Genomic DNA, 25,078 nt, shown 5'->3' on the forward strand with positions numbered 1-25,078 from the left:
TCCGGCCGGGGGGTTCCGGGGGCCGCAGCGACGGCAGCCCCGGGAAGTCCAGTCAGTCAGCAGAGGAACACACGATGTTCGAGGCGGTCGAGGAACTGGTCGGCGAGCACGCCGATCTCGAGAAACGGCTGGCCGACCCCGCGGTCCATGCCGACCAGCGCGAGGCCATGCGGCTCAACAAGCGCTACTCCGAGCTGACCCCGATCATCACCACCTACCGTTCCTGGCGGCGGACCGGCGACGACATGGAGACCGCGCGCGAACTGGCCGCGGACGACCCGGACTTCGCCGATGAGGTCAAGGAGCTCGACGTCCGGCGCGAGGAGCTGACCGAGAAGCTGCGGCTGCTGCTCGTACCGCGTGACCCCAGCGATGACAAGGACGTCCTCCTGGAGATCAAGGCGGGCGCGGGCGGCGACGAGTCGGCCCTGTTCGCCGGCGACCTGCTGCGCATGTATCTGCGCTACGCCGAACGGGTCGGCTGGAAGACCGAGATCATCGACACCACCGAGTCCGAGCTCGGCGGCTACAAGGATGTCCAGGTCGCCGTGAAGACCAAGGGCGGCAACGGCGCGACCGAGCCCGGTCAGGGCGTCTGGGCGCGGCTGAAGTACGAGGGCGGGGTGCACCGCGTCCAGCGGGTGCCCGCCACCGAGTCGCAGGGCCGTATCCACACCTCGGCGGCCGGTGTCCTGGTGACCCCGGAAGCGGAGGAGGTCGACGTCGAGGTCAACATGAACGATCTGCGCATCGACGTGTACCGCTCGTCGGGGCCTGGCGGCCAGTCCGTCAACACCACCGACTCCGCGGTACGCATCACGCACCTGCCCACCGGCGTGGTCGCCTCCTGCCAGAACGAGAAGAGCCAGCTCCAGAACAAGGAGCAGGCCCTGCGCATCCTGCGCTCCCGGCTGCTGGCCGCCGCCCAGGAGGCCGCCGAGCAGGAGGCCGCCGACGCCCGCCGCAGCCAGGTGCGCACCGTGGACCGCTCCGAGAAGATCCGCACGTACAACTTCCCGGAAAACCGGATCTCGGACCACCGGGTCGGCTTCAAGGCGTACAACTTGGACCAGGTGCTCGACGGCGAGCTGGACCCGGTCATCCAGGCGTGCGTCGACGCCGACTCGGCGGCGAAGCTCGCCGCCGCCCAGTAAGACCGCACGACGTGTACGTACCGGCTGGAGGAAGCTCGTGAACCTGCTGCTCGCCGAGGTGGCCCAGGCCACCCAGCGGCTGGCCGACGCCGGCGTGCCCTCACCGCGCTTCGACGCCGAGGAACTCGCCGCGCATGTGCACGGCGTCAAGCGGGGTGAACTGCACGCGGTCCCCGACGCGGACTTCGACGCCCGCTACTGGGAGGCCATCGCCCGCCGCGAGGCGCGCGAACCGCTCCAGCACATCACCGGCCGCGCCTTCTTCCGCTACCTCGAACTCGCCGTCGGGCCAGGGGTGTTCGTGCCCCGCCCGGAGACCGAGTCGGTGGTCGGCTGGGCCATAGACGCGGTACGGGCCATGGACGTCGTCGAGCCGCTGATCGTCGACCTGTGCACGGGGTCGGGGGCCATCGCCCTCGCCCTGGCGCAGGAGGTGCCGCGCTCGCGGGTGCACGCCGTGGAGCTGTCGGAGGAGGCCCTGCGGTACGCCCGCAAGAACGTCGACGGCTCCCGGGTCCAGCTCCACCAGGGCGATGCGCTCACCGCGCTGCCCGAGCTGGACGGACAGGTCGACCTGGTCGTCTCCAACCCGCCGTACATCCCGCTGACCGAGTGGGAGTATGTCGCGCCCGAGGCCCGGGACCACGACCCGGAGCTGGCGCTGTTCTCCGGCGAGGACGGTCTCGACACCATCCGCGGCATCGAGCGGACCGCACACCGCCTGCTGCGGCCCGGCGGCGTGGTCGTCATCGAGCACGCCGACACCCAGGGCGGACAGGTGCCGTGGATCTTCACCGAGGAGCGGGGCTGGGCCGACGCGGCCGACCACCCGGACCTCAACAACAGGCCCCGCTTCGCCACCGCGCGCCGGGCGACGCCATGACGCGTCCCGCTTCGACGCCCGATGCAGCCGCTGTGGCCGCTGCATCCGATGTACCCGTTCCGCACGAGGAGGTCCGTTAAATGGCCCGGCGTTACGACTGCAACGACGCGACCGACCGCGCGACCGGTCTGCGCGAGGCCGCCTCGGCCATCCGCCGCGGCGAACTGGTCGTGCTGCCGACCGACACCGTCTACGGCATCGGCGCGGACGCCTTCAGTGCCGAGGCCGTCGGCGATCTGCTGGAGGCCAAGGGCCGCGGCCGCGGGATGCCTTCCCCGGTCCTCGTCGGGTCCCCGAACACCCTGCACGGCCTGGTCACCGACTTCTCCGAGCAGGCCTGGGAGCTGGTCGACGCCTTCTGGCCCGGCGCGCTCACCCTCGTCGCCAACCACCAGCCGTCGCTGACCTGGGATCTGGGCGAGACCCGCGGCACGGTCGCGGTGCGGATGCCGCTGCACCCCGTCGCGATCGAGCTGCTCACCGAATTCGGCCCGATGGCCGTCTCGAGCGCCAACCTCACCGGCCACCCCTCCCCGCAGGACTGCGACGCCGCACAGGAGATGCTGGGCGACTCGGTCTCCGTCTACCTCGACGGCGGTCCGACGCCCGCCGCCGTACCGTCCTCGATCGTCGATGTCACCGGCAGGACCCCGGTGCTGCTGCGTGAGGGCGCGATCAGCGCGGCGGAGCTGCGCAAGGTGGTACCCGAGCTCGAGGTGGCCAATTGATGGCGCCCCTGGGGCGTGGCATAGCGGGACCGGGTGACGAGTTCCTGCTGCCCCCTGCCCACCCCTTCCGGATCCTGCACGTCAGCACCGGCAACGTCTGCCGTTCGCCGATCACCGAGCGGCTGCACCGGCGTGCCCTGGAGCTGCGGCTCGGCGAGGAGTGCAGCGGCGGGCTGCTGGTGGAGAGCGCCGGTACGTGGGGGCACGAGGGCGCCCCCATGGAGGCGCACGCCGCCACCGTGTGCAGCGACTACGGCGCGGACCCGGCGGGCTTCATCGGCCGCGAGCTGCTGGACGAGCACGTCATCCGCGCCGACCTGGTGCTCACCGCCACCCGCGACCACCGCGCCCAGGTCATCTCGATGGGCCACTCCGCGGGGCTGCGCACCTTCACGCTCAAGGAGTTCAACCGGCTGGTGCGGGCCATAGACCCCGCCACGCTGCCCGAGCCCGACCCGCACCTGCCGGGCGGCGGGCTGGTCGAGCGGGCCCGCGCGCTGGTCGGCGCCGCCGCGGCGCTGCGCGGCTGGCTGCTGGCTCCCAACCCGGAGTCCGACGAGGTCTACGACCCCTACGGCGCCCCCATCACCTTCTTCCGCTCCATCGGGGACGAGATCAACCAGGCGCTGGACCCGGTCGTCACCGCGCTGACGGGGGTCCCGGCGCGCGCCTAGAGCGGCTCGCCGCCCGTGCGCCGCACACACCGCGCCCGATCGCTCCACCGCGCCTACATTGGGACTACGTCCCCGTACGAGGCCCGGAGCCAGCGATGTCCGCCACCACCGCGTCAGCCCGCAGCGAGAGCAAGGCCGCCGAGGAGAGGGCACGGGCCGCCGCCCGAGACGGCGCCCCCGGGCCGGCCGGCGTCCCCGATTTCGACGCGCTGCTGCGCCAGGACCCGGAGATCGCCGGGGTCCTGCTCGGCGAGAGCGCCCGCCAGGCCGACGGCCTTCAGCTGATCGCCGCGGAGAACTACACCTCGCCCGCCGTCCTCGCCGTCCTCGGCTCCCAGCTCGGCAACAAATACGCCGAGGGGTATCCGGGCGCCCGGCACCACGGCGGCTGCGAGATCGTCGACCTCGCCGAGCGGATCGCCGTGGAGCGCGCCAAGGCCCTTTTCGGCGCCGAACACGCCAACGTCCAGCCCCACAGCGGGTCTTCGGCCGTTCTGGCCGCCTACGCCGCCCTGCTGCGCCCGGGAGACACCGTCCTGGCCATGTCCCTCCCGCACGGCGGACACCTCACCCACGGATCGCCCGCCAACTTCTCCGGCCGGTGGTTCGACTTCGCCGGCTACGGCGTCGACGAGGAGACCGGGCTGCTCGACTACGACGAGATCCTCGCGCTGGCCCGTGCCCGCCGCCCCAGGGCGATCGTCTGCGGCTCGATCTCGTATCCCCGGCACATCGACTACGCGGCCTTCCGCGACATCGCCGACGAGGTCGGTGCGTATCTGATCGCGGATGTGGCACACCCCCTGGGGCTGATCGCCGGGGGCGCCGCGCCCAGCCCGGTGCCGTACGCCCATGTGGTGTGTGCCACCACCCACAAGGTGCTGCGCGGGCCGCGCGGCGGGATGGTGATGTGCGGCGCGAAGCTGGCCGAGCGGATCGACCGGGCGGTGTTCCCCTTCACCCAAGGGGGTGCGCAGATGAACGCGGTCGCCGCCAAGGCCGTCGCCTTCGCGGAGGCCGCCACGCCCGCGTTCAGCGCGTACGCCCATCAGGTCGTCGCCAATGCCCGCAGGCTGGCCCAGGCGCTGGCGGAGCAGGGGCTGACGGTCAGCACCGGCGGTACGGACACCCATCTGCTCACCGCGGACAGCACGCCGCTCGGGGTGGACGCGCGCAACGCCCGGGGCCGGCTGGCGGCCGCCGGGATCGTGCTGGACACCTGCGCGCTGCCGTGCGCCGACGTGCCTGACCGGCGCACGGGCCGCCGTAACGGCCTCCGGCTGGGTACCGCGGCGGTGACGACCCAGGGGATGGGCGAGGCCGAGATGCACCGGATCGCCGAGCTGATCGGGGCGGCGCTGCGGGAGGACACCAGGGCCCGTGCGGAGACCGTCGCATTGGTCCACCGCTTTCCGCCTTATCCCGATCGCGGCTGACCGCCGGAGCCCGGCGGGAACCATTCGCGGCCGGCCCGCGTCTTCCCCTGTATTCACGGCCAGGGGGCGGACACGCATAGGGTGTGTGGCTGTGATGGCCAGCTATACCGATGGGGCAGCCCGTGCGTGAATACCTGCTGACGCTGTGCGTCACGGCCGCGGTGACCTACCTGCTGACCGGGCCGGTGCGGAAGTTCGCGATCGCGGCCGGTGCGATGCCGGAGATCCGTGCGCGTGACGTACACCGCGAGCCGACACCGCGGCTCGGCGGTATCGCGATGTTCGGCGGGCTGTGCGCGGGCCTCCTGGTCGCCTCGCACCTGACGAACCTCAAGAGCGTCTTCGAGAGCTCCAACGAGCCGCGGGCGCTGCTGTCGGGCGCCGCGCTGATCTGGATCCTCGGCGTACTCGACGACAAGTGGGGCGTGGACGCGCTGGTCAAGCTCGGCGGCCAGATGATCGCCGCGGGGGTGATGGTCCTCCAGGGGCTGACGATCCTGTGGATCCCGATCCCGGGCATCGGCACGGTCTCGCTGACCCCGATGCAGGGCACGCTGCTGACCGTCGCGCTGGTCGTCATCACCATCAACGCCGTCAACTTCGTCGACGGTCTGGACGGTCTGGCCTCCGGCATGGTCTGCATCGCCGCCGCGGCGTTCTTCATGTACGCCTACCGGCTCTGGTACGGCTACGGCATCGAGGCGGCCGCGCCCGCAACGCTGTTCTCGGTCGTTCTGATGGGCATGTGCCTGGGCTTCCTGCCGCACAACATGCACCCGGCGCGGATCTTCATGGGCGACTCCGGTTCGATGCTGATCGGGCTGGTGATGGCCGCCGGCGCGGTCTCGATCACCGGCCAGGTCGACCCGGATCTGCTGGGCGAGAAGACCGGTGGTCTGCGGGAGGCCACCCACACGATGGTGCCGGTCTACATCCCGCTGCTGCTGCCGCTGACGGTCATCGCGGTGCCGGTCGCGGATCTGATCCTGGCGATCGTGCGCCGTACGTGGAAGGGCCAGTCGCCGTTCGCCGCCGACCGCGGGCATCTGCACCACCGGCTGTTGGAGATCGGTCATTCGCACAGCCGCGCGGTGCTGATCATGTACTTCTGGTCGGCGCTGATCGCCTTCGGCGCCGTCGCGTACTCGGTGAACAACGCCAGCATGTGGATCGTGCTGGGCATCGTGCTGCTGAGCGCGGTGGGGCTGGTGCTGCTTCTGCTGCCGCGCTTCACACCGCGGGCGCCGCGCTGGGCGGAGTGGATGGTTCCGCCGCGGTACCGCAGGAGCCGGCGGGGGCCTGCCGAGGCGGGCGCGGCGGCTGACGGTACGGCGGACGGAGCCGCTCCGGGCGAGCCGGCGACGGAGCGCGAGCCCCTCCCGGCGGGCGTGAACGGGGCCACCGCCATCGGCGACCGGTCACGCTTCGTGGACCGCCGGAAGGCGGACAGTCGTCACTGAGCCGACGGGGCAGTCGCTCCAACGTGGGGCAGAAACTTGGATAGTTGACCCCATACCAGACAATTTTCTGGCTGTCAGTGCACCAACGCGCAGGTTCACGCTCAGGTGTGACAGGGTCCACACGAACCAGGTAAAGACCTCATCAAATAGTTTGTGATACCGTTCACGAAACCCGGCGATAGAGCCGAAGGACCGTAGTGCGACGGCCCTTTGGCCTCAGGTTCCGCCTCAGGCCGGGTCTACGCTCGTCCTTGACGACACCACCCCCACCCTTTGCCGGAGCGCCGCCATGCAGTCGAATGACGCCCGACTACTCCTGACCGCCGTTGTGCCCACGCTCGCCATCGGCGCCATCGCCGTTGCCGTGAGCGCCGTGGCCGCGGGCGGGGCGGCGGTGATCGGCGCCGTCATCGGCACCGCGCTGGTGGTGCTCGTGATGGGCACGGGGCTCGTCGTCCTGCAGCAGACCGCCAAGAAGCTTCCGCAGCTGTTCCAGATGATGGGCCTGCTGCTCTACACGGTGCAGATTCTGCTTGTCGCGGTCTTCGTGATCGCGTTCAAGGACACAACGCTCTTTGACACAAAGGTATTTGCGTTCACCCTGCTCGGCGCAGCCCTCGTATGGATCGCGGCACAGACCCGCGGTCATATGAAGGAGAAGATCCTGTACGTGAATCCCGACTCCGCGGAGGCGAAGAACGCGGAGACGGCGGGGTCGCCGACGTGAGACGTAGGGCCGGGATAAATGCCCTCATGCGGGCCTGCTATCGTCCGGTGCCAACTGCGGCACAGATGGCGCAGGCGGCTGAGCTCCCAGATTCCACGGAGTCCGATGGGCAGTTCTCGCGGCCGATGCCTGTGATTCGGCCCGGCCCAGCGCCGGCCGGCCGCCCCCTAATCCGTAAGACCAGTCCAGTGCCGCTCCGTGGCTCAACGCCGCGCCGACACAACGAGGTTGCCGTACCCATGCGCCACGCTGAAGGAGCCCGCGGTGAGTGCTGAAACGATGCTCGCCTTCGACGCGAACTGTCACCTCTTTATTCCGGGGTGTGGCTTCGAGTCCCCGGGCCTTCATTCGTTCGTCTTCGATCCGCTCTTCACCATCGGCGGCTTCGAGTTCAACAAGCCGATGCTGCTCGCCCTGCTGAGCACGCTCGTGGTCGTGTGGTTCTTCTGGGCCGCATTCGGCAGGGCCAAGGTGGTCCCCGGCAAGCTGCAGATGATCGGCGAGGCGGGATACGACTTCGTGCGCCGCGGGCTCGTCTATGACGCGCTCGGCAAGAAGGAGGGCGACAAGTACGTCCCCTTCATGGTGTCGCTGTTCTTCTTCGTGTGGGTGATGAACCTCTGGTCGATCATTCCGCTCGCCCAGTTCCCGGTCACCTCGGTCATCGCCTTCCCCATCGGGCTCGCGCTGATCGTCTACATCATCTGGATGTCGCTGACCTTCAAGCGGCACGGGTTCGTCGGCGCCCTGAAGAACCTCTCGGGCTATGACAAGTCGCTCGGCTGGGTTCTCCCGCTGATCATGGTGCTCGAGCTGCTCCAGCACCTGATCATCCGGCCGTTCACCCACGCGGTCCGGCTCTTCGCGAACATGTTCGCGGGTCACATGCTGATCCTGATGTTCACCATCGCCAGCTGGTACCTGCTGAACGGCGTCGGCATCGTCTACGCGAGCGCGTCGTTCGTGATGACCATCGTGATGACCGCCTTCGAGCTCTTCATCCAGGCCGTCCAGGCGTACGTCTTCGTCCTCCTGGCCTGCAACTACGTCCAGGGCGCGCTCGCCGAGAACCACTGAGCGACCCGGCTCCCGCAAACCGTTAAGTCGTCGGTGGCCAACCCCCACCGGTCCGTGAAAGAGAAGGAAGTAACGGCATGTCCGCTGCTCTCGAGACTGTCAACCTCGCCGCCGGCCTCACCGGCAACATCGCCTCCGTCGGTTACGGCCTCGCGGCCATCGGCCCCGGCGTCGGCGTCGGCATCATCTTCGGTAACGGCACCCAGGCCCTCGCCCGTCAGCCCGAGGCGGCCGGCCTGATCCGCACCAACCAGATCATGGGTTTCGCCTTCTGTGAGGCGCTCGCCCTCATCGGCATCGTCATGGGCTACGCGTACAAGTAAGCGCATCGCTCGACGACGCCCATTTAGACGGAAGGCATTGTTGTGACCCTGGTCAACCTGGCGGCGGAGGTTCCCGAGAACCCTCTGGTCCCGCCGATTCCAGAGCTGGTCATCGGCCTGATCGCCTTCTTCATCGTCTTCGGCATCCTGGCCAAGAAGCTCCTCCCGAACATCAACCGTGTTCTGGAAGAGCGCAGGAAGCAGATCGAAGGCCGCATGGAGGAGGCCGAGGCCATCCAGGCTGAGGCCCAGCAGGTCCTCGAGGACTACCGGGCCCAGCTCGCCGACGCCCGCCATGAGGCCGCGCGACTGCGCCAGGAGGCGCAGGAGCAGGGCGCGACGCTCATCGCCGAGATGCGCGCCGAGGGCCAGCGGCAGCGTGAGGAGATCATCGCTGCCGGTCACGCCCAGATTGAGGCGGACCGTAAGGCGGCCGCGCAGTCGCTGCGTCAGGACGTGGGCAAGCTCGCCACCGACCTGGCCGGCAAGCTCGTCGGCGAGTCCCTCGAGGACGTCGCCCGGCAGAGCCGGACCATCGACCGCTTCCTCGACGACCTCGAGGCCCAGGCGGCGTCGGACGCGACGAAGGCTGAGGCCGGCCGATGAACGGAGCGAGCCGCGAGGCACTCGCCTCCGCACGCGAGCAGCTCGACGCGCTGACGGATGACGCGTCCGTCGACGCGGCGAAGCTCGCCGAGGAGCTGGCTGCCGTCACCGCTCTGCTCGACCGCGAGGTGTCGCTGCGTCGGGTCCTGACCGACCCGGCGCAGGGCGGCGAGGCGCGGGCCGAACTGGCCAAGCGGCTGCTCGGCAGCCAGATCAGCGGCCCGGCCGCCGATCAGGTCGCCGGCATGGTCCGCTCCCGCTGGTCGCGCTCGCGTGACCTGACGGACTCGATCGAGGAGCTGGCCTACAGCGCCGATCTGGCCGCGGCCCAGCGCTCCGGCGCGCTCGACGAGGTCGAGGACGAGCTGTTCCGGTTCGGCCGGATCGTCGCCTCGGCCCCCGCGCTGCGCAGCGCACTGACGGACCACACCGCGTCGGTCCCGGCCAAGACGGAGCTGCTGCACTCGCTGCTGGGCGGCCGGGCCAACCCGGTCACCGAGCGGCTGGTCGTCCGTCTCGTGGGAGCGCCGCGAGGCCGTAGCCTGGAAGCGGGACTCGATGCCCTCTCCAAGCTGGCGGCGCACCGCCGGGACCGGATGGTTGCGGTGGTCACCTCGGCGGTGCCCCTCACCGAAGGGCAGCGGCAGCGCCTCGGCGCCGCCCTGACCGCGGCGTACGGACGGCAGATCCACCTGAACCTCGACGTGGACCCCGAGGTCCTCGGCGGCGTCCGGGTCCGGATCGGCGACGAGGCCATCGACGGGACCGTCGCGGAGCGCCTCGAAGAGGCGGCCCGGCGGATGGCCGGCTGACCCAGCCACCAACTCAACAGCTGCGACGCAGCACAAGCAGGACGGCGGCCCGAGTTGGGCCGTAGGCGGAAACCCCCCGAGGGGACAAGCCCCTCGGACACCCGCAAGTAACTTCGGGCCCAACAAGGAGAGCAGGGAACCCAGATGGCGGAGCTCACGATCCGGCCGGAGGAGATCCGGGACGCGCTGGAGAACTTCGTCCAGGCGTACAAGCCGGACGCGGCCTCGCGCGAAGAGGTCGGCACGGTCAGCGATGCCGGTGACGGCATCGCGCATGTCGAGGGCCTTCCCTCGGCGATGGCGAACGAACTGCTGAAGTTCGAGGACGGCACGCTCGGTCTTGCGCTGAACCTGGAAGAGCGCGAGATCGGTGCGGTCATCCTCGGTGAGTTCAGCGGCATCGAGCAGGGCCAGCCGGTGCAGCGCACCGGTGAGGTGCTCTCGGTCGCCGTGGGCGAGGGCTACCTCGGCCGCGTCGTCGACCCGCTGGGCAACCCGATCGACGGCCTCGGCGAGATCGAGTCCGAGGGACGCCGTGCCCTGGAGCTGCAGGCTCCGGGCGTCATGGTCCGTAAGTCGGTGCACGAGCCCATGGAGACCGGCTACAAGGCCGTCGACTCGATGGTGCCGATCGGCCGCGGCCAGCGTCAGCTGATCATCGGTGACCGCCAGACCGGCAAGACCGCCCTGGCCGTCGACACGATCATCAACCAGCGCGACAACTGGCGCACCGGCGACCCGAAGAAGCAGGTCCGCTGCATCTACGTCGCCATCGGCCAGAAGGGCTCCACCATCGCGTCCGTGCGCGGTGCGCTGGAGGAGGCCGGCGCCCTGGAGTACACCACCATCGTCGCCGCCCCGGCGTCCGACCCGGCGGGCTTCAAGTACCTGGCGCCCTACACCGGCTCGGCCATCGGCCAGCACTGGATGTACCAGGGCAAGCACGTCCTGATCATCTTCGACGACCTCTCGAAGCAGGCCGACGCCTACCGCGCCGTGTCCCTGCTGCTGCGCCGTCCGCCGGGCCGTGAGGCCTACCCGGGCGACGTCTTCTACCTGCACTCGCGTCTGCTGGAGCGCTGCGCCAAGCTCTCCGACGAGATGGGCGCCGGCTCGATGACCGGCCTGCCGATCGTCGAGACCAAGGCGAACGACGTGTCGGCGTTCATTCCGACCAACGTCATCTCCATCACCGACGGCCAGTGCTTCCTGGAGTCGGACCTCTTCAACGCCAACCAGCGTCCCGCGCTGAACGTCGGTATCTCCGTCTCCCGTGTCGGTGGTTCCGCTCAGCACAAGGCGATGAAGCAGGTCTCCGGCCGGCTTCGCGTGGACCTCGCCCAGTACCGCGAGCTGGAGGCGTTCGCCGCCTTCGGTTCCGACCTGGACGCGGCCTCCAAGGCGCAGCTGGAGCGCGGTAAGCGCATGACCGAGCTGCTCAAGCAGGCTCAGTACGCCCCGTACTCCACCGAGGACCAGGTCATCTCCATCTGGGCCGGCACCAACGGCAAGATGGACAACGTCCCGGTCGAGGACATCCGCCGCTTCGAGCGGGAGCTCCTCGACTACCTCCACCGGGAGAAGAAGGACCTGCTGACCAGCATCGTCGAGGGCGGCAAGATGTCCGACGACACCATCGGTGCGATCGCCGAGGCCGTCGACGGCTTCAAGCAGCAGTTCGAGACCTCGGACGGCAAGCTGCTCGGCGAGGACACCCCGGCCGGCACCAGCAAGTGACGACGGAAGGGACCTGATCCATGGGAGCCCAGCTCCGGGTCTACAAGCGTCGCATCCGCTCCGTCACCGCGACCAAGAAGATCACCAAGGCGATGGAGATGATCGCCGCCTCGCGCGTCGTCAAGGCGCAGCGCCAGGTGGCGGCGTCGACGCCGTACGCGAGTGAACTGACCCGCGCGGTGACGGCGGTTGCCACGGGTTCGAACACCCAGCACCCGCTGACGACCGAGGTGGAGAGCCCCGCACGGGCCGCGCTGCTGCTCATCACGAGCGACCGCGGTCTGGCCGGCGGCTACTCCTCCAACGTCATCAAGGCCGCAGAGAAGCTCACCGAGCGGCTCAAGGCCGAGGGCAAAGAGGTCGACGTCTACATCGTCGGGCGCAAGGGTGTGTCGTACTACAGCTTCCGCGAGCGCAAGGTCGTGGAGTCGTGGACCGGTTTCACCGACAGCCCGACGTACGGGGACGCGAAGGCGATCGCCGCACCGCTGATCGAGGCTGTCCAGAAGGACACCGCCGAGGGCGGCGTGGACGAACTCCACATCGTCTTCACCGAGTTCATCTCGATGATGACGCAGACGGCGCTCGACGACCGGCTGCTGCCGCTCAGCCTCGACAAGGCCGCGGCCGAGGAGTCGTCCAAGGGCGAGATCCTTCCGCTGTTCGACTTCGAGCCGTCGGCCGAGGACGTCCTGGACGCCCTGCTGCCGCGCTACGTCGAGTCGCGGATCTACAACGCGCTCCTGCAGGCCGCCGCCTCCAAGCACGCCGCCACGCGGCGCGCGATGAAGTCGGCGACCGACAATGCGCAAGACCTCATCAAGTCGCTCTCGCGGCTTGCCAACGCGGCCCGACAGGCCGAAATCACCCAGGAAATCAGCGAGATCGTCGGTGGCGCCAGTGCTCTGGCCGACGCGACCGCGGGGAGTGACTGACCACTATGACCACCACTGTTGAAACGGCCACGGCTACGGGCCGCGTCGCGCGGGTCATCGGCCCGGTCGTCGACGTGGAGTTCCCCGTCGACGCGATGCCGGACATCTACAACGCGCTGACCGTCGAGGTCGCCGACCCGGCCGAGGCCGGGGCCATCAAGATCCTGACCCTCGAGGTTGCCCAGCACCTGGGCGAGGGCCTGGTCCGGGCGATCTCGATGCAGCCCACCGACGGCCTGGTCCGCCAGGCCTCGGTGACCAACACCGGCGCCGGGATCACCGTCCCGGTCGGCGACATCACCAAGGGCAAGGTGTTCAACACCCTCGGTGAGATCCTGAACAAGCCGGAGGCCGAGTCCGAGATCACCGAGCGGTGGCCCATCCACCGCAAGGCCCCGTCCTTCGACCAGCTCGAGTCGAAGACCGAGATGTTCGAGACCGGCGTCAAGGTCATCGACCTGCTGACCCCGTACGTCAAGGGCGGCAAGATCGGTCTGTTCGGTGGTGCCGGTGTCGGCAAGACCGTTCTGATCCAGGAAATGATCTACCGCGTGGCCAACAACCACGACGGTGTGTCGGTGTTCGCCGGTGTCGGTGAGCGCACCCGTGAGGGCAACGACCTCATCGAGGAAATGACGGAGTCCGGCGTCATCGACAAGACCGCGCTGGTCTTCGGTCAGATGGACGAGCCGCCGGGCACCCGTCTGCGCGTCGCCCTGGCCGGTCTGACCATGGCGGAGTACTTCCGCGATGTGCAGAAGCAGGACGTGCTGTTCTTCATCGACAACATCTTCCGGTACACCCAGGCGGGTTCCGAGGTGTCGACCCTGCTCGGCCGGATGCCCTCCGCGGTGGGTTACCAGCCGAACCTGGCCGACGAGATGGGTCTCCTCCAGGAGCGCATCACCTCGACCCGTGGTCACTCGATCACCTCGATGCAGGCGATCTACGTCCCCGCGGACGACCTGACCGACCCGGCGCCGGCCACCACCTTCGCCCACCTGGACGCGACGACCGTTCTGTCGCGCCCGATCTCGGAGAAGGGCATCTACCCGGCGGTCGACCCGCTGGACTCGACGTCCCGGATCCTGGACCCCCGCTACATCTCGCAGGACCACTACGACTGCGCCTCGCGCGTCAAGACGATCCTGCAGAAGTACAAGGACCTCCAGGACATCATCTCGATTCTGGGTATCGACGAGCTCGGCGAGGAAGACAAGCTCACCGTCTTCCGCGCCCGTCGTATCGAGCGGTTCCTGTCGCAGAACACCCACGTGGCGAAGCAGTTCACCGGTGTCGACGGCTCGGACGTCTCGCTGGACGAGTCGATCACCGCGTTCAACGCGATCGCGGACGGCGAGTACGACCACTTCCCCGAGCAGGCGTTCTTCATGTGCGGTGGCATCGAGGACCTGAAGGCCAATGCCAAGGAGCTGGGCGTCTCCTGACCCCGGCACCGGTCCCGGGGGCGGCCCTGGCCGCCCCCGGTCCGTACGACCACTAGTATTTGACCCAACATCTGCCACACCAGGCAGGTGGAGACCCGAGGAGCCATCGTGGCTGAGCTGCACGTCGAGTTGGTCGCCGCGGACCGTCAGGTCTGGTCGGGCGAAGCCAGCCTGGTCGTCGCGCGCACCTCGTCGGGCGACATCGGCGTCATGCCCGGACACCAGCCGCTGCTCGGCGTGCTGCAGTCGGGCCCGGTGACGATTCGTACGACCGGCGAGAGCGGGGACGGCACCGTCGTCGCCGCCGTGCACGGCGGCTTCATCTCGTTCGCCGACAACAAGCTGTCTCTGCTCGCGGAGATCGCGGAACTGTCGGACGAGATCGATGTCCAGCGCGCGGAGCGGGCCCTGGAGCGAGCGAAGTCGGACGCTGACGCGGCCGCCGAGCGTCGCGCCGATGTCCGGCTGCGTGCGGTGACGGGCGTTCACTGAGCCCCGGCACCGACGAGATCGATCCTCAGCCGCGGGCTGCCCGGAATCCTCCGGAGCGGCCCGCGGCTGAGGCACTGCAGGTGCGTTTCCCTGCTCCCGGACTCCGTCCGGGGGTACCCCCACCGAGGCGAGGAGGTCGGTCGAGATGGTCCTCGCTCTGCTTGTGAGCGGCATCGTCGTGGTACTGGTGCTGCTGGGGCTGTTCGTCTTCGGACTGAGAAGGCGGCTCATCCAGCGGTCCGGTGGCACCTTCGACTGCAGCCTGCGCTGGAACGTACCGGAGAAGGCCGCCGACCCCAGCGGCAAGGGCTGGATCTACGGCGTGGCCCGCTACAACGGTGACCGGATCGAGTGGTTCCGGGTGTTCTCGTACGCCCTCCGGCCCCGCCGCGTCCTCGAGCGGTCCGCCATCGAGGTGCTGCAGCGCCGCACCCCCCAGGGTGAGGAAGAGCTGGCGCTGCTCTCCGACTCCATCGTCCTGGCCTGCCGGCACCGTGGCATCCGCCTGGAGCTGGCGATGAGCGAGGACGCGCTCACCGGTTTCCTGGCGTGGCTGGAGGCGGCGCCGCCCGGCCAGAGGGTGAACGTCGCCTGAGGCCGCCCAGGGCCTGTCCGACCCCGATCCACCGGACAGGCCCTACGGCCCCTCGACTCCCAACTCCCGTGCCAGCACGGCCGCTTGCACCCGGCTGCGCAGTTCGAGCTTCGACAGCAGCCGGCTGACATGCGTTTTGACGGTGGCCTCCGCCATCGCCAGATGCCGCGCGATATCGGCGTTCGACAGCCCCCGGCCCAGACAGCCCAGCACCTCCCGCTCGCGCGGCGTCAGCGCGTCCAGGACGGCGGGATCCGGGCCGTCGCCGTCCCGCGCCGGCCGTGCCGCCATCCGGGGGCCGGCGAACTCCGCGATCAGCCGCCGGGTCACCGCCGGGGCGATCAGGCCCTCGCCCGAGGCCACTGTCCGCACCGCTGTCAGCAGCGTGGCCGCGTCGCTGTCCTTCAGCAGAAAGCCCGCGGCCCCGGCCCGTAGCGCCCCGAAGACATATTCGTCCAGGTCGAAGGTGGTCAGCACCAGGACGTCCGCGAGCTGCTCGGCGACGATGTCGCGGGTGGCGGCGACCCCGTCGAGCCGGGGCATCTGGATGTCCATGAGGACGAGCGTGGGGCGCAGCTCGCGGGCGAGCCGTACCGCCTCCTCGCCGTCCGCCGCCTCTCCGGCCACCTCGATGTCGGGGGCGGAGCGCAGGATGAGCACCAGCCCGGCGCGTACGGCGGACTGGTCCTCGGCGACAAGGACCCGGATCGGCTGCGCGGCGGCGCCAGTCATCGTTGTTCTTCCTCCTCGAGGGCGGGCAGCGCGGCCCGCACCTGCCAGACCTTGCCGGCCGGCCCGCTTCGGGGGCCGGCCTCGAATGTGCCGCCCAGCAGGGCGATCCGCTCGCGCATCCCGACCAGCCCGGCGCCGGAACCGGGCGCGCGGGGGCCCGGCCGCTCGGCGTACGGGCTGCGGACGGTGACGGTGAGCGCCCCGCCGCCGTCCTGGGCGATCCGCACCAGGACCTCGCCGGGTGCGGCGTGCTTGAGCGCGTTGGTCACGGACTCCTGGACGATGCGGTATGCGGCGAGCTCGACCGGTGCCACCAGCTGCGGCGTGGCCCGCGGACCGTCCAGCGCGAAGGTCAGGCCGCTGCTCGCGCCGTGTGTACGGGCCTGGGCGATCAGCGCCTGAAGCCCGTCCAGCGTGGGGGTGGCGGCCGGTTCATCGCCGCCGGCCGCCTTGGTGTCCCGCAACAGGCCAATAAGGCGGCGCATTTCGGCCAGACCTTGCACGCTGCTCTCGCGGATCACCCCGAGCGCCTCGCGGGTCGCCGCGGGGTCGCCGAGGGTCTGTGCGGCGGTGGCGTGGATCGCGATCGCGGAGAGGTGATTGGCCACCATGTCGTGCAGCTCGCGCGCCATCCGCGCCCGCTCGCCGGCCACCGCCTGGGCGCGGTCCATCTCGGCCAGCAGCGCGGTCTGCTCGGCGCGCAGCCGGGCGGTCTGCGCGGCATCGCGGTGATTACGGATGATCACGCCGGTCCAGGCCGGGGCGATGGTGATCAGGGCGATGCCGATGCTGACGGTCACGAGCTGGGGATCGTGCCAGAGCGCCGTCATCACGAGGGTCGCCAGCACCGTCAGCAGGACGCTGTACAGCGGGATCCGGCGGGCCGCGGCCGGGCTGCCGTAGAGCACCGCCGCGTAGACCACATCGGTGAACATCAAAACGGTGGCGACCAGGGTGCCGCTGCAGATGTCCAGGGTCAGCGCCAGGACGGCGACGGCGAGCGCGGCCATCGGGGCCGTACGGCGCATCAGTTCGGCCCCGCAGATCATGGTGAGCGAGAGCAGGGTGAGCGAGGCGGGCAGCCCGAACACCGGCGGACCGCCGTGCAGACGCAGCGTCCACAGCAGCACGCCGCACAGCAGCCCGCCGCCCGCGATGAGCACATCGATGCGGTGCGGGCGGCCGGGCGCGGCGAGGGGGCGGGCTCTCACCCTGCCATCCAACACGCCACCGGGGTGCGCCGCTGCCATCTCGGCCTCATCCCCGCCCGCGGCAGGGCTACATCGAAAGATGCAGTTCCCGGGCCACCGGATCGTCGCTGCTGACGACGTACGGGGCGGCGGCCGCTGCGAGCCTTGACCTGTCCGATCGCTTGACCTGTCCGTTCGAACGGGACGTGGAGAGGGGCCCATCATGGTCGTCACGCTGATCATCGTCTGCGAGGTGGGTTTCTGGGTCCTCCTGGCCGGCGGCCTGGCCCTGCGCTACCTCGCCCGGATGCCACGCACCGGCGCCGCCGTGCTCCTGATGGAGCCGCTGCTGGAGCTGATCCTGCTGATCGTCACCGCGATCGACCTGAAGCAGGGCGCCCCGGCGGACTGGAAACACGGGCTGGCCGCCGTCTACATCGGCTACACCGTCGCCTACGGCCACTACACGATCACCTGGGTGGACGGCCACTTCTCCCACCGCTTCGCCGGCGGCCCGCCCCCGGTCAAGCCCCCGCGCTACGGCCTCGCCCGCGCCCGGCACGAGGGGAAGCTGTGGCTGCGGACGCTGCTGATGGTGGCCGTCGCGACGGGCCTGCTGCAGATCGCGGTCCGGTACGTCGGCAGCGACGGCGACATCGGGTCGCTGCGCGACTGGCAGTTCACCGCACTGCGGATGCTCGCCATCCACGGTGTCATCGCCGCCACCTACCTCATCTGGCAGAAGAAGGACCCGCACGGGACCACGAGGCCGGAGGCCTCGGACCGGCCGCGGGAGACGTCGCTGCGCTAGGCCCGGTGCCGGCGATCGGCCGGACGCCGCCTAGCGCTCGCCGCCCGGCACCCACAGCACGTCCCCGACCTCCTTGTTCGCCGTACGCGCCAGGATGAACAGCAGGTCGGAGAGCCGGTTGAGGTAGGTGGCCGTCAGCGGATTCATGATCTCGCCGTGTTCCTCGAACGCCGCCCAGGTGGAGCGCTCCGCGCGGCGGACGACCGTGCAGGCCTGGTGGAGGAGCGCGGCGCCGGCCGTGCCGCCCGGGAGGATGAAGCTGCGGAGCTTCTCTAGGTCGGCCAGGAAGCGGTCGCAGTCGGCCTCCAGCTTGTCGATGTAGGCCTGTTCGACGCGCAGCGGCGGGAACTCGGGGTTCTCCACCACGGGCGTCGACAGGTCGGCGCCGACATCGAAGAGGTCGTTCTGTACGCGCAGCAGCACCGCGGCGACCTCGTCCGGCAGTGAGCCCAGGGCGAGGGCCACCCCGATGGCGGCATTGGCCTCGTTGGCGTCCGCATAGGCCGAGATCCGCGAATCGGTCTTGGCGGTGCGGCTCATGTCGCCGAGGGCGGTGGTGCCCTTGTCGCCGGTGCGGGTGTAGATGCGCGTCAGATTCACCATACGGGCGAGCCTACGCCGCGGCCCTGCGGAACGCCCGGGTGCACAGGGCCATCGACGCCGCCACGAGCGCGAGGGCGGCCAGGACGCCGTAGAGCATGGCCGAGGAGGCGTATGAGCCGACGAACGCCGACCGGACCGCGTCGACGAGATAGCGGAACGGCATGAAGTGCGAGAGCACATCGAGCCACTTGGGCCCCAGCGACATCGGCAGCATCAGCCCGGACAGCAGCATCGAGGGCATCGTGACGGCATTGATGACCGGCCCGAACTCCTGCGGCGTGGTCACCTTCAGCGCCAGCGCGTACGAGAGCGAGGCGAGCGCGGCGGTCAGCACGGCGACGAAGGCGAAGCCGATGAGGATGCCGGGCAGCGGCGCGCGCATGCCCATGACCAGCGCGGCCAGTACCAGCAGGACGGCCTGGAAGACGAAGAGCGCCGCATCGCGCAGCACCCGCCCCAGCAGCAGCGCCAGCCGGTTCACCGGGGTCACCCGCATCCGCTCCACGACCCCGTACTGCTTCTCGACGATGATGCCGAAACCGCAGAACGCGGCGCCGAACAGGGCGAGTTGGAGCAGCAGTCCGGGGACCAGGAGCTGCCAGGAGCTGCCGGACGAGGACAGTGGGAGACCGGTCAGCAGCGGGCCGAAGAAGAGCAGATACAGCAGCGGCATCAGGACGCCGAAGAGCATCTGGAGCCTGGAGCGCAGGGTCTGGCGGGCGTAGCGCCCGAAGATCAGCGCGGTGTCGGAGAGGAACGAGGACGTCGGGGACGTCGGGGACAAGGGGGTCTCCTAAACCGCTACGGGAGCGGTGTCCGTGGGCGAGGTGGTGCGCCCGGTGATGGCGAGGAAGGTGTCCTGGAGGGACGCGTCGGGGGAGCCCCCGTGGGCGCGCTTGAGGGCGTCCGGGGTGCCGTCGGCGACGACCACGCCGTTGTCGACGATCACCAGCCGGTCGGCGAGCGCATCGGCCTCGTCGAGGTAGTGGGTGGTCAGAAAGACGGTGGTGCCGTGCTCGGCGCGGATCCGGCGGACCAGGTCCCACAGGTCGGCGCGGCTGCCCGGGTCGAGGCCGGTGGTCGGCTCGTCGAGGAAGAGCACCTCGGGCCGGTGGGTGAGGCCCATCGCGATGTCCAGGCGCCGCCGCTGGCCGCCGGAGAGCGTGGCGGTCTTGCGGTCCAGCAGCCCGGTCAGGCCCAGGTAGGCGGCCAACTCCTCGGTACGGGCGAGGGCTTGGGGCTTGGTCAGGCGGTAGAGGCGGGCCTGGGTGAGGAGCTCTTCGCGGACCGAGACGTTGGGGTCCACGCCGCCCGACTGGGCGACGTAACCCGAGGCGCGGCGTACCCCCGCCGGGTCGCGGACGAGGTCGCAGCCGGCGACGGTCGCGCGGCCGCCGGTGGGGGTCAGCAGGGTCGTCAGCATCCGCAGGGTGGTGGTCTTGCCGGCGCCGTTGGGGCCGAGGAAGCCGAGGATCTCGCCGCGCTCGACGGTGAGGTCGATGCCGCGTACGGCCTCGACGGGGCCGCGTTTGGTGGTGAAGGTCCGGGCGAGGCCGGACGCGCTGATGACTGGCATGGCAGACAGGGAAACAGAGAGATCTCAAAATTGCAATGCCTCCAAAATTTCATGGAGCCCAGCGAAGGGTAGGGTGAAGGGCATGGCAGAGGGACTCAGGGAGCGGAAGAAGCGGCAGACCCGCCAGTTCATTTCGGACGTGGCGACCGGCCTCTTCCTGGAGCGCGGCTTCGACGCGGTGCCCATCGCGGAGATCGCCGAGGCGGCGAACGTCTCCGTCAACACGGTCTACAACTACTTCCCGGCGAAGGAAGAGCTCTTCTTCGACCGGAGCAAGGGGCTGATCGACCGGCTGTCGCGGTTCGTCCGCGCCCGGGATGCGGGGGAGTCGGCCGCCGTCGCCGTGCTGCGCGAGCTGCGCGAGGAAGTGGAGAGCGTCTCGCCCAAGGTCGGCCTCATCGAGGGGTACGAACGCTTCATGAAGGTCGTCCACGGATCGGCGACGCTCCAGGCCCGCCTGTGGCATGTGCAGCAGGAGCAGTACGACAACCTGAAGGCCACCCTCCGGCAGGAGACCGGTGCCGCCGCAGACGACCCGATGCCCGGCTTGATGGCAGGCCAGATCAACTGGGTCCACCAGACCTTGATGGCCGCCATCGCCGACGAGATGATCGCCGGCCGCCGGCCCGACGTCGTCTCCCGCGAGGCCCTCGTCCTGCTGGACGAGATGGAGGAACTGCTGAGCGAAAAGGTCCTCAACTACGCCGTACGGGCGGCCGACTGACGGCCCTGCGTGCCGCTGCCGGGCCCCGTCGGTGTGATGTCCGTCATTCGAGACGTGACGCGCATCTCTTACCCGCCAAAGGATCGCTCACGACCGCTAACGTCGCCCTGAGAGTCATCGTGAGAGCCGTCAAATGCACAGGGTGTTAGGGGACAGCAGTGGCAAGGAAGCTCGCCGTCATCGGCGCCGGACTCATGGGGTCCGGTATCGCGCAGGTCTCCGCCCAGGCGGGCTGGGACGTCGTTCTCCGCGATGTGACGGACGAGGCGCTGGCCCGCGGTAAGGGCGGCATCGAGGCCTCGTACGAGAAGTTCGTCGCCAAGGGGAAGCTGGATGCGGCCGCCGCCGAGCAGGCGCTGGCCCGGATCACCACCACGACCGACCTGGAAGCCGTCGCCGACGCCGATATCGTTGTCGAGGCGGTCTTCGAGAAGATCGAGGTCAAGCGGGAGATCTTCCAGTCGCTGGACAAGCTCGCCAAGGATGACGCGGTGCTGGCGTCCAACACCTCCGCCATCCCGATCACCAAGATCGCCGCGGCCACCACCCGCCCCGAGCGGGTCGTGGGCACGCACTTCTTCTCGCCGGTGCCGCTGATGCAACTGTGCGAGCTGGTACGGGGTTACAAGACCAGTGACGAAACGCTCGCCGCCGCGCGGGAGTTCGCCGAGTCGGTCGGCAAGACCTGCATCGTCGTCAATCGCGATGTCGCCGGCTTCGTCACGACCCGCCTGATCTCGGCGCTGGTGGTCGAGGCGGCGAAGCTGTACGAGTCCGGGGTGGCCACCGCCGAGGACATCGACATCGCCTGCAAGCTGGGCTTCGGCCACGCGATGGGACCGCTGGCCACCGCCGACCTGACGGGCATCGACATCCTGATGCACGCCACCGACAACATCTACACCGAGTCCCAGGACGAGAAGTTCGCGCCGCCGGAGATCATGCGGCGCATGGTGGATGCGGGCGATATCGGCCGCAAGAGTGGGCAGGGGTTCTACGAGCACTGACTCCGCTGATACCACGTCAGGGCCGTCGATCCGAGGTGATGGGTCCGATGTGATCACCCTCCGGGGTGAATTCGGTATCGGTTCGCTTACAGGCGGCAACTTCGCCGCATGAGAGGCAGTCAGTTCTGTAGACGTCAAGGCAGAAACCCATCAATTCGGGGAGCGCATATGCACATCAGGGGCGACCACGTCGAGCTGGTCGTCGGGGGCCGCCTCGACGTCCGCAGCGCGGCGGACGCCCGTACGGCCCTGCACGCCGCCGTCGACTCCGGCCATGGCGATCTCGTCCTGGACCTGACCGAGCTGGACTCCTGGGACGCCACCGGCCTCGGTGTGATCATGGGCGTGCACCGCCGCGCCGGCCGGGCCAACCGCCGGCTGGTACTGCGGGGCGTGCCGCCCCAGATGCAGCGCCTCCTGGTCGCCACCCGGCTGCACCGCATCCTCGCCATCGAGGGCGGCATCGAAGCGGAATCGCTTCCTCGTGTGTGAGGCGCAGCGTGCGAGGCAAAGGCCGTGAAGGTGCAGAATCTGCTCCTGCCGGGACGATCGGCGCGTTCGGGGCGAGGCCCGGCCCCGGCGGTGTGCCGCTCCGCTCCCGCGGTCTAAGGTTCGGTTCCCCGCCCTATGCCATCAATACGGCGGGCACCGGACCAGACCAGACGCTCCGGCCAGGAGATCCCGGCCGGAGTCGGGGGGTGCGAACGGCCGGAAGAGCAGTCGGGCACGCCAGATCTGGGAGCTTGCAGCATGGACCCGAACACGAGCCGGGGACCTGAGGAGTACGCCGAGCAGGATCACCCTGCCGAGGCGCCGGCACCGCCGTTCGGTGCCCCGCAGGAGGGCTCCGGCGGCCAGGCCCGCGTCGTACGGCTGGTCTCGGGCGGCTACCTCGTCACCGTCAACCCCATCGACGGCAGCGAGATAGAGCCCTGCCCGCCGGGTGAGCGCCCGTCCGTCCCCGGCAAGCTCCGGCCGGAGGAGCGCACCGAGGCCGCCCGCGCCGCCGCGCCCCCGCTGCCGCCGGGCCCGCCCGGATTCGCCGGTCACGAGACTGTCCTCGAAGAGCGCGCCGAAGAAACCGAACGCCTGGTGCGGCTGCTGTCCCGCGGCCGGTCCGTACGCGTCACCGGCCCCTCGGGTTCGGGCCGCACCCGCCTGCTGGACGCCGTCGCCACCGCCTGCGCCGACCTCGCCCCCGACGGCGTCATCCGGCTCTCCGGCTACCACCGCACCCCCACCGACGTGCTGTACGCGCTGTTCGGCGCCGTCTACCGCGCCCCGCAGCACCGCCCCGACCGCCCGGAGCTGCTGCGCCGGCTCGGCGGCATCGGCGCGATCGTCGTCCTGGACGACCTGGAATTCGGCGGCACCGCACTCGACGAGCTGCTCGACGCCACCCCCGAATGCGCCTTCCTGATCGCCGCCACCCCCGATGTCCCGGCCCCCAGCGCCGGCTCCCCGCTCGAGGAGGTCTTCCTCGGCGGCATCGGCCGCGCCGCCTGCGTACGGATGCTGGAGCGCGCCGTGGACCGGACGCTCACCGCCGACGAGGAGGCCTGGGCCGCGGACCTGTGGTTCGAGTCCGAGGGGCTGCCGCTGCGCTTCGTCCAGGCCGCGGCGCTGCTGCGCCGGCGCGACCGCGTGCAGGCCGATACGGATGCTGCCCCGGATGCCGCCGACGCGGACCGGGACGAGGCCGCCGGCAGCGACGTACACCCCGACGGCCCGCTGCCCACGCTCGGCGAGGCCGCCTCACCCGTACCGCTGCTCGCCGCCCGGCTCGGCGGCGCCGCCCAGGAGACGCTGCGCTTCGCCGTCGCGCTCGGCGGCGAGCTGCCGCACCAGTCGCATCTGCCGGCGCTCACCGAGGACACCCACGCGGACGCCCTCCTCGGCGATCTGCTGGGCTGCGGTCTGATCACCCCGGCGGGGTCCCACTACCGGCTCGCCGCGACCGTCCAGGACCAGCTGTCGGTGATCGGCTACGCCGAGGGAGCCGCCGCGCGGGCACACACCGCCGCCCAGCACTACGCCTGGTGGGCCGGCCACCCCTCGGTCGCCCCCGAGCGGGCCGCCGCCGAGGCGGATGCGGTGCTGGCCGCGATGGGCGTGCTGACCGGCAGCCGGGAGAGCGGCCACGCCAGCGCGGCCGTGCTGCTCGCCCGTACGGCCGCGCCCGCGTTCGCCGCGGCGCTGCACTGGAGCGCCTGGGAGCGCAGCCTGCGGCACGGCCAGGAGGCCGCGCGGCGGGCCGGTGAGGTCGCGGAGGAGGCCTACTTCCACCACGAGCTGGGCGTGCTGGCGCTGTGCAGCGGCAGCCTGGACCGCGCGCGGGCCGAGCTGGAGGCGTCCATCGGGCTGCGCGGGGTGCTCTCCGACCGCCGGGGTGCGGTCGCCGGACGGCGGGCGCTGGCGCTGGTCAGCGACCGTTCGCGGGCGGATTCGGCCGCCGCGGACACGACCGTCCTCAAGCCCGTCGGGCCGCAGGCCGGCGCGGGCACCAGGGCACCGGCGGTACGGCCGGATGCGGACGCCGCCGCGCCCGACGCCGTATCGACGGCCAAGCTGCGGGTCCCGCGCGCCGGGGGTGGCACGGCCACCGTCGTCGCCCGGGGCGCGGCGGGCACCGCCGCTACCACGGCCCTTCCGGCCACCGCGGGCGCCACCGGCAAGCGGGCGGCCCGGCGCAACCTCGTCGCCGCGGGCGCCGGCGCCCTGCTGGTGGCCGTCATGGGCACCGTCGTCACGCTGGGTATGACCTCCGGCGACGACTCCAAGGGCGGCGATCACGTCACCTCGGAACAGACCACCCCGGACGCCGAGAACCCGGATCCGCCGACCGAGCAGCCCAGCACGGGCTCCGGCCTGCCGCCCTCCGGCCCCGGTACGTCCACGCCCGCCGACGCCCGCCACAAGAAGAGCGCGTCCCCGTCGGCGAGCGACCCCGCCACCAGCCAGGCGCCGAACGACCCCAGCACCCAGCCGACGGACCCGACGGACGGCCCGACCCAACCGACCGGCCGCCCCACCGCGCCGACCCACAAGCCGACCGGCCGGCCGACCGATCCGACGCCGACCCAGGACCCGACGCCCACGCAGGACCCGACGCCGACCCAGGACCCCACGCCGACGCAGGACCCCACGGACAAGCCGACGACGCAGAACCCGTCGGCCACCGCCTCGGGCAGCAGCCCGTCGGGCACGAGCCCCGACTCGGCGTCCGCGTCCGCCGCGAGCCCGTCCGCGGCCGGCTCGGGCACGCCGTCGGACCCCCAGAGCGGCAGCCCGTCGGGCACCGGCAGCGCGTCGGCCGCCTGACGGACGCACGGAGCCCCGGGGCCGACG

General features: G+C 70.4%; 26 protein-coding genes. 21 read left to right on the forward strand and 5 right to left on the reverse strand.

The genetic code is table 11. From position 1 onward, the window contains the following. Positions 1-74 precede the first annotated feature (74 nt). The 16 genes from prfA (at position 75) to ACZ4S3_RS09885 (ending at position 15,087) form a co-directional block, all read left to right on the forward strand. Positions 75-1,154, forward strand: a complete 1,080-nt coding sequence (gene prfA, locus ACZ4S3_RS09810; protein WP_467929229.1) for a peptide chain release factor 1 — start codon at positions 75-77, stop codon at positions 1,152-1,154. Between the two features lie 37 nt (positions 1,155-1,191). Then, positions 1,192-2,037 (forward strand): peptide chain release factor N(5)-glutamine methyltransferase, encoded by an 846-nt coding sequence (gene prmC / locus ACZ4S3_RS09815; protein WP_467929233.1) that lies wholly within the window; start codon positions 1,192-1,194, stop codon positions 2,035-2,037. Between the two features lie 80 nt (positions 2,038-2,117). Beyond that, positions 2,118-2,765, forward strand: a complete 648-nt coding sequence (locus ACZ4S3_RS09820; protein ID WP_467929237.1) for an L-threonylcarbamoyladenylate synthase — start codon at positions 2,118-2,120, stop codon at positions 2,763-2,765. Continuing rightward, on the forward strand, positions 2,762-3,439 hold the full coding sequence (locus tag ACZ4S3_RS09825) for an arsenate reductase/protein-tyrosine-phosphatase family protein (protein ID WP_467929241.1): 678 nt from the start codon (positions 2,762-2,764) through the stop codon (positions 3,437-3,439). Before ACZ4S3_RS09820 ends, ACZ4S3_RS09825 begins: the two co-directional genes overlap by 4 nt. Before the next feature lie 95 nt (positions 3,440-3,534). Further along, positions 3,535-4,875, forward strand: coding sequence for a serine hydroxymethyltransferase (locus ACZ4S3_RS09830; RefSeq protein WP_467929247.1), 1,341 nt, complete (start codon positions 3,535-3,537; stop codon positions 4,873-4,875). A gap of 110 nt (positions 4,876-4,985) precedes the next feature. Then, complete coding sequence (locus tag ACZ4S3_RS09835; RefSeq protein ID WP_467929251.1) at positions 4,986-6,335, forward strand: MraY family glycosyltransferase; 1,350 nt, start codon at positions 4,986-4,988, stop codon at positions 6,333-6,335. Positions 6,336-6,624: 289 nt separating this feature from the next. Beyond that, entirely contained in the window at positions 6,625-7,062 is a 438-nt protein-coding gene (locus ACZ4S3_RS09840; protein ID WP_467929256.1) for a hypothetical protein, read from the forward strand. A gap of 279 nt (positions 7,063-7,341) precedes the next feature. Next, positions 7,342-8,139 (forward strand): F0F1 ATP synthase subunit A, encoded by a 798-nt coding sequence (gene atpB / locus ACZ4S3_RS09845; protein WP_467929739.1) that lies wholly within the window; start codon positions 7,342-7,344, stop codon positions 8,137-8,139. A gap of 77 nt (positions 8,140-8,216) precedes the next feature. Beyond that, positions 8,217-8,462: an ATP synthase F0 subunit C gene (gene atpE, locus ACZ4S3_RS09850; protein ID WP_030065540.1), complete on the forward strand. Its 246-nt coding sequence runs from the start codon at positions 8,217-8,219 to the stop codon at positions 8,460-8,462. Positions 8,463-8,504: 42 nt separating this feature from the next. Next, a complete protein-coding gene (locus ACZ4S3_RS09855; RefSeq protein WP_467929263.1) occupies positions 8,505-9,068 on the forward strand; it encodes a F0F1 ATP synthase subunit B in 564 nt (187 codons plus the stop codon). Beyond that, positions 9,065-9,880, forward strand: coding sequence for a F0F1 ATP synthase subunit delta (locus tag ACZ4S3_RS09860; protein WP_467929266.1), 816 nt, complete (start codon positions 9,065-9,067; stop codon positions 9,878-9,880). Before ACZ4S3_RS09855 ends, ACZ4S3_RS09860 begins: the two co-directional genes overlap by 4 nt. A gap of 144 nt (positions 9,881-10,024) precedes the next feature. Further along, entirely contained in the window at positions 10,025-11,617 is a 1,593-nt protein-coding gene (gene atpA, locus ACZ4S3_RS09865) for a F0F1 ATP synthase subunit alpha (RefSeq protein ID WP_467929270.1), read from the forward strand. A gap of 20 nt (positions 11,618-11,637) precedes the next feature. Then, on the forward strand, positions 11,638-12,552 hold the full coding sequence (locus tag ACZ4S3_RS09870) for a F0F1 ATP synthase subunit gamma (protein WP_467929275.1): 915 nt from the start codon (positions 11,638-11,640) through the stop codon (positions 12,550-12,552). 5 nt (positions 12,553-12,557) lie between these two features. After that, positions 12,558-14,000, forward strand: coding sequence for a F0F1 ATP synthase subunit beta (gene atpD / locus ACZ4S3_RS09875; protein ID WP_467929279.1), 1,443 nt, complete (start codon positions 12,558-12,560; stop codon positions 13,998-14,000). 108 nt (positions 14,001-14,108) lie between these two features. After that, positions 14,109-14,492, forward strand: coding sequence for a F0F1 ATP synthase subunit epsilon (locus tag ACZ4S3_RS09880; protein ID WP_018087383.1), 384 nt, complete (start codon positions 14,109-14,111; stop codon positions 14,490-14,492). Positions 14,493-14,637: 145 nt separating this feature from the next. Continuing rightward, positions 14,638-15,087 carry a DUF2550 domain-containing protein gene (locus tag ACZ4S3_RS09885; RefSeq protein ID WP_467929283.1) on the forward strand — a complete coding sequence of 150 codons (450 nt, stop codon included), beginning with the start codon at positions 14,638-14,640 and terminating at the stop codon, positions 15,085-15,087. Positions 15,088-15,129: 42 nt separating this feature from the next. On the opposite strand, the gene ACZ4S3_RS09890 is transcribed toward ACZ4S3_RS09885, so the two are convergent. Together ACZ4S3_RS09890 and ACZ4S3_RS09895 are read right to left on the reverse strand one after the other, a co-directional pair. Beyond that, a complete protein-coding gene (locus ACZ4S3_RS09890; RefSeq protein WP_467929288.1) occupies positions 15,130-15,819 on the reverse strand; it encodes a response regulator in 690 nt (229 codons plus the stop codon). Next, on the reverse strand, positions 15,816-17,069 hold the full coding sequence (locus tag ACZ4S3_RS09895; RefSeq protein WP_467929292.1) for a sensor histidine kinase: 1,254 nt from the start codon (positions 17,067-17,069) through the stop codon (positions 15,816-15,818). Before ACZ4S3_RS09895 ends, ACZ4S3_RS09890 begins: the two co-directional genes overlap by 4 nt. A gap of 163 nt (positions 17,070-17,232) precedes the next feature. Here ACZ4S3_RS09895 and ACZ4S3_RS09900 point away from each other — a divergent pair, with 163 nt between their 5' ends. Next, complete coding sequence (locus ACZ4S3_RS09900) at positions 17,233-17,820, forward strand: hypothetical protein (RefSeq protein WP_467929296.1); 588 nt, start codon at positions 17,233-17,235, stop codon at positions 17,818-17,820. Positions 17,821-17,850: 30 nt separating this feature from the next. On the opposite strand, the gene ACZ4S3_RS09905 is transcribed toward ACZ4S3_RS09900, so the two are convergent. The 3 genes from ACZ4S3_RS09905 to ACZ4S3_RS09915 are packed head-to-tail and all read right to left on the reverse strand — an operon-like array spanning position 17,851 to position 19,999. Then, a complete protein-coding gene (locus ACZ4S3_RS09905; protein ID WP_467929301.1) occupies positions 17,851-18,423 on the reverse strand; it encodes a cob(I)yrinic acid a,c-diamide adenosyltransferase in 573 nt (190 codons plus the stop codon). Positions 18,424-18,433: 10 nt separating this feature from the next. After that, on the reverse strand, positions 18,434-19,207 hold the full coding sequence (locus ACZ4S3_RS09910; protein WP_467929303.1) for an ABC transporter permease: 774 nt from the start codon (positions 19,205-19,207) through the stop codon (positions 18,434-18,436). 9 nt (positions 19,208-19,216) lie between these two features. Next, positions 19,217-19,999, reverse strand: coding sequence for an ABC transporter ATP-binding protein (locus ACZ4S3_RS09915; protein ID WP_467929308.1), 783 nt, complete (start codon positions 19,997-19,999; stop codon positions 19,217-19,219). A gap of 82 nt (positions 20,000-20,081) precedes the next feature. Here ACZ4S3_RS09915 and ACZ4S3_RS09920 point away from each other — a divergent pair, with 82 nt between their 5' ends. The 4 genes from ACZ4S3_RS09920 (at position 20,082) to ACZ4S3_RS09935 (ending at position 25,051) form a co-directional block, all read left to right on the forward strand. Beyond that, a complete protein-coding gene (locus ACZ4S3_RS09920) occupies positions 20,082-20,723 on the forward strand; it encodes a TetR/AcrR family transcriptional regulator (protein WP_467929312.1) in 642 nt (213 codons plus the stop codon). A gap of 158 nt (positions 20,724-20,881) precedes the next feature. Further along, positions 20,882-21,730, forward strand: coding sequence for a 3-hydroxyacyl-CoA dehydrogenase family protein (locus ACZ4S3_RS09925; RefSeq protein WP_467929317.1), 849 nt, complete (start codon positions 20,882-20,884; stop codon positions 21,728-21,730). Positions 21,731-21,898: 168 nt separating this feature from the next. Beyond that, positions 21,899-22,222, forward strand: a complete 324-nt coding sequence (locus ACZ4S3_RS09930) for an STAS domain-containing protein (RefSeq protein ID WP_467929321.1) — start codon at positions 21,899-21,901, stop codon at positions 22,220-22,222. Between the two features lie 258 nt (positions 22,223-22,480). Next, complete coding sequence (locus ACZ4S3_RS09935; RefSeq protein WP_467929326.1) at positions 22,481-25,051, forward strand: ATP-binding protein; 2,571 nt, start codon at positions 22,481-22,483, stop codon at positions 25,049-25,051. Positions 25,052-25,078 lie beyond the last annotated feature (27 nt).

It is taken from the genome of Streptomyces sp. NPDC028368 (assembly GCF_055565615.1).